4 protein-coding genes are annotated in these 4,089 nt (G+C 62.9%); 3 read left to right on the forward strand and 1 reads right to left on the reverse strand.

Translation table 11 applies throughout. The annotated features are described in order from the left end of the window. Positions 1-1,094: flavodoxin-dependent (E)-4-hydroxy-3-methylbut-2-enyl-diphosphate synthase (gene ispG / locus CWO89_RS41545; RefSeq protein ID WP_130584025.1), on the forward strand; the 1,094-nt coding region annotated here is incomplete at its 5' end. 113 nt (positions 1,095-1,207) lie between these two features. Beyond that, positions 1,208-2,104, forward strand: coding sequence for a TauD/TfdA dioxygenase family protein (locus CWO89_RS41550; protein ID WP_130584026.1), 897 nt, complete (start codon positions 1,208-1,210; stop codon positions 2,102-2,104). Between the two features lie 31 nt (positions 2,105-2,135). Here CWO89_RS41550 and CWO89_RS41555 read toward each other — a convergent pair whose 3' ends face one another. Further along, positions 2,136-2,411 carry a hypothetical protein gene (locus CWO89_RS41555; protein WP_130584027.1) on the reverse strand — a complete coding sequence of 92 codons (276 nt, stop codon included), beginning with the start codon at positions 2,409-2,411 and terminating at the stop codon, positions 2,136-2,138. Between the two features lie 180 nt (positions 2,412-2,591). Between CWO89_RS41555 and CWO89_RS41560 the strand changes: the two genes are divergently transcribed. Further along, positions 2,592-3,932 carry a Rieske 2Fe-2S domain-containing protein gene (locus CWO89_RS41560; protein ID WP_130584028.1) on the forward strand — a complete coding sequence of 447 codons (1,341 nt, stop codon included), beginning with the start codon at positions 2,592-2,594 and terminating at the stop codon, positions 3,930-3,932. The last annotated feature ends 157 nt before the right edge of the window (positions 3,933-4,089 follow it).

Below are 4,089 nucleotides of genomic sequence, written 5' to 3' on the forward strand. Positions count from 1 at the left end.
TGGTGCGCATCACGGTCGACCGCGAGGAAGCAGCCGCCGCCGTTCCGCATATCCGCGATGCCTTACGCAAGCGCGGCATCGACACGCCCCTGATCGGTGACTTCCACTATATCGGCCACAAGCTGCTCGCCGAATATCCGGCCTGCGCCGAGGCGCTCGACAAGTACCGCATCAATCCCGGCAATGTCGGCTTCAAGAACAAGCGCGATTCGCAGTTCGCCGACATCATCGAGATCGCCAACAAGAACAACAAGCCGGTCCGTATCGGCGCGAACTGGGGTTCGCTCGATCAGGAACTCCTGACCAAGCTGATGGACGAGAACACGGCCTCGCCGAACCCGCGCGATGCCCGCGCGGTGACGCGCGAAGCCATGGTGCAGTCGGCGTTGCTGTCGGCGGCCCGCGCGCAAGAGCTCGGCATGCCCAAGAACCGCATCATCCTGTCGGCCAAGGTCTCGGCCGTGCAGGATCTGATCGCGGTCTATCAGGATCTGGCGCGCCGCTCGGATTACGCGATCCATCTCGGCCTCACCGAAGCCGGCATGGGATCGAAAGGCATCGTCGCCTCCTCGGCAGCCCTCGGCATCCTCTTGCAGGACGGCATCGGCGACACCATCCGCATCTCATTGACGCCTGAGCCCGGCGGCGACCGCACGCTGGAAGTCCAGGTCGCGCAGGAACTCTTGCAGACCATGGGTTTCCGCACCTTCGTGCCGCTGGTCGCAGCCTGCCCCGGTTGCGGCCGCACCACCTCCACCACGTTCCAGGAGCTGGCCCGCTCGATCCAGGATTTCATCCGCGACCAGATGCCGGCCTGGAAGACGAAGTATCCCGGCGTCGAGCAGCTCAACGTCGCCGTCATGGGCTGCATCGTCAATGGCCCCGGCGAATCCAAGCACGCCAATATCGGCATCTCGCTGCCGGGCACCGGCGAAGCGCCGGCCGCGCCTGTTTTCGTCGACGGCAAGAAGTTCCGCACCCTGCGCGGCCCCGCGATCGCTGCCGACTTCAAGGCGCTGGTGATCGACTACATCGACCAGCGCTACGGCCAGGGTAGCAGCGTGCCCGCAAGCACGGTCACCGCGGCGGAGTAGGTTCTCTCCGCCGCTTCGCTTGACCGGGACGACGGATAAAACTGCGGCCGCGATTGCGCTTCGCTCCATCCGGGCTACGATGCTCCCAACAATAACGATTGGGAGCAACACCCATGAGCTCGCTGTCCGGCAAGCAAGGTCCCCGCTACAAGCATCTCGCCGACGAAAGCGAGCCCTATGAGACCATCGGCGTCGAAAAGCTGACGCCGATCATCGGCGCGGAGATTTCCGGAGTCGATATCGCACAGCTCGTCTCCGACGATGCGCGTTCCAATCGCCAGATGGACGAGGTCCATCGCGCGCTCGCCGAGAACCTCGTGATCTTCTTCCGCGACCAGCGCATCACGCCACAGGACCATCTCGCCTTCGGCCGCAAGTTCGGCGAATTGCACATCCATCCCGCCGCGCCGCATGAGGGCGAGGATCCCGCGCTGATGAAGATCTACGCCGACAAGGATTCGCCGCGCGCCAATGGCGAAGGCTGGCATTCGGACGTGTCCTGCGATCTCGAGCCGCCGATGGGCTCGATCCTCTACATCAGGCAGTGCCCGCCGCACGGCGGCGACACGCTGTTCGCCAATATGTATGCGGCCTATGAGGCGCTGTCGGATCGGATGAAGGCCTATCTCGACGGGCTCACCGCGCTGCATGACGGTGAGCCGATCTATCGCGGGCTCTACGCCAATTACGGCGTCGCCGACAGGCCGAGCTATCCCCATGCCGAGCATCCGGTGGTGCGCACGCATCCGGTGACGGGAAGGAAGGCGCTCTACGTCAATCGCGGCTTCACCCGCCACATATCAGGCATTCCCCGCGACGAGAGCGACGCCATCCTCGCCTATCTCTACCAGCATGCGGAAAACCCGCTGTTCCAATGCCGCTTCCGCTGGACCGAGAACGCGATCGCCTTCTGGGACAACCGCTGCACCCAGCACCGCGCGATGTGGGACTACTGGCCCCACACCCGCGCCGGCACGCGCGTCACAGTGAAGGGCGAGCGGCCGGTGTGACGGTGAACGCAGGACGGCGTTCCGCTACCTATCACGCGCAGAACATCTCGAAGTCGATGCGGATGTCGGCAAGGCTCATCTCATCCTCATCGATCTGGCTCTGCAATGTTGCGATCGACTGCTTGAGCTGCTCGATGAGGGTCGGTTCGGGCCCTGGTTGAGACTCCGCCTTCCTCAAGCTGGCTTCGAGGACGGCGAGCCTGCGCCGCTCGTCGCGGATCCTGATTTCCAGGTTTGCGATCATTCGCCTGAAGAGAGCGCATCCGCCACGAACAGCGGTTTGGACTTCGGCTTCCGACGTCGCCATCTGAGCATCCTTTCCTGAACGGGGCATGGCAGTGCAACCATCGCTATCATCTTCACCGGAAATTGTGTGTGATAAACCTCACAATCTATATGTGTGACACGTTGATGCAGCGCGCGTTGACCCGCGCTTGCGCTTGCGCCAAGCTTCCCCACAACCAAAACAAGAACGGGAGGACGCCCTATGCTTCGCGCGGAAGACAACAAGTTCTTGACGGAAAGCGGGCCGGGCACGGGAATGGGCGAGCTGTTGCGCCGCTTTTGGCTGCCGGTGCTGTTGTCGGAGGAGCTGCCAGAGCCTGACAGCGAGCCGAAGAAGATCACAGTCCTCGGCGAGGAGCTGCTCGCTTTCCGCGATAGTCGCGGCGTCGTTGGCGTCATCGACCAATATTGCCCGCATCGCGGCGCCAATCTCTGGCTCGGCCGCAATGAGGAATGCGGCATCCGCTGCGTCTATCACGGCTGGAAGTTCGACACCGACGGCCGCTGCGTCGACATGCCGACTTCCTATCCCGATCTCAACGCCAAGGATCACATCCGCATCAAGTCCTATCCGGTGCGCGAATGGGGCGAGATGATCTGGGCCTATATGGGCCCGGCTGATTCAGTGCCGGAATTGCCGGCGCTGGAGATGGCGCTGCTGCCGCCGTCGCACCGCTACGTCAGCAAGAAGTGGCAGGACTGCAATTGGGTGCAGGCGCTGGAAGGCTCGATCGATACCGCGCATTTCACCTTCGCGCATCTGTCGTTCGAGAAGGACGAGAACGAGATCCTCGACATCAAGAAGCATTTCGTCAATCCGCTGGTGCGCGTGGCGACCGAGCACATGCGCTGGATCGCCGAAGACCCGCGGCCGGTGATCAAGATCAACCCGCATGACGCCGGGCTGACGATCGCAGGCGGGCGCCTCACCGGCACTGACAACATCTACTGGCGCATCGCCCAGTTCCTGATGCCGGTTCACGCTTACGCGCCGAGCTCGATGCCGGGCGAGAACATCTTCGGCCAGAGCTTCGTGCCGGTCAGCGACACCAAGTGCTGGATCTACACCTATGCCTGGAATCCGCAGCGTCCGATCACGCAAGCGGAGCGCGACGCCTATGACCGCGGCAACGGCGTGATCGCCGAGATCGACGAGAACTATGTGCCGCTGCGCAACAAGTCGAACGACTACCTGATCGATCGCAAACTGCAGAAGACCAAGAGCTACACCGGCATCAAGGGCGTCTCAGAGCAGGATGCCGCGGTGCAGGACAGCCAGGGCCCGATTGCCGACCGCACCCGCGAGCATCTCGGGCCGACCGATCTCGGCATCATGCATTTCCGCAAGCTGGTGATGGACGCCGCCCGCGCTCTGCAGCAGGGCGAGGCACCGCCGCATGTTGCGCATCAGGATCGTTACACCGTCCGTTCCGGCGCATGTGTGACCAGCAAGGCGAAGGATCTGACGGCGGTCATGATCGAGCGTTTCGGCGACCCGGCAGGCTTCGTTGGCGGTCCCGGCCAGAACGCCGCGGCGGAGTAGGTCGTAGCCCGGGTGAAGCGAAGAGACTGGGCAAGAATCTTGGCTGATAGGCCGATGCGTGTACGATTCGGTTATGCCGAATCATAGGTTCAAGACCGGCGTTAGCCGGGATCAGCCGAGTTTTCTTCCGCCGCGTGTTGAAGATTATGTGGAGCGC

The organism is Bradyrhizobium sp. Leo170 (assembly GCF_004296405.1).
GTDB lineage: Bacteria > Pseudomonadota > Alphaproteobacteria > Rhizobiales > Xanthobacteraceae > Bradyrhizobium.

Coding starts and splice junctions, on each gene's coding strand:
- CWO89_RS41550 (WP_130584026.1), top strand. CDS start 1,208: ATGAGCTCGCTGTCCGGCAAGCAAGGTCCCCGCTACAAGCATCTCGCC.
- CWO89_RS41560 (WP_130584028.1), top strand. CDS start 2,592: ATGCTTCGCGCGGAAGACAACAAGTTCTTGACGGAAAGCGGGCCGGGC.
- CWO89_RS41555 (WP_130584027.1), bottom strand. CDS start 2,411: ATGGCGACGTCGGAAGCCGAAGTCCAAACCGCTGTTCGTGGCGGATGC.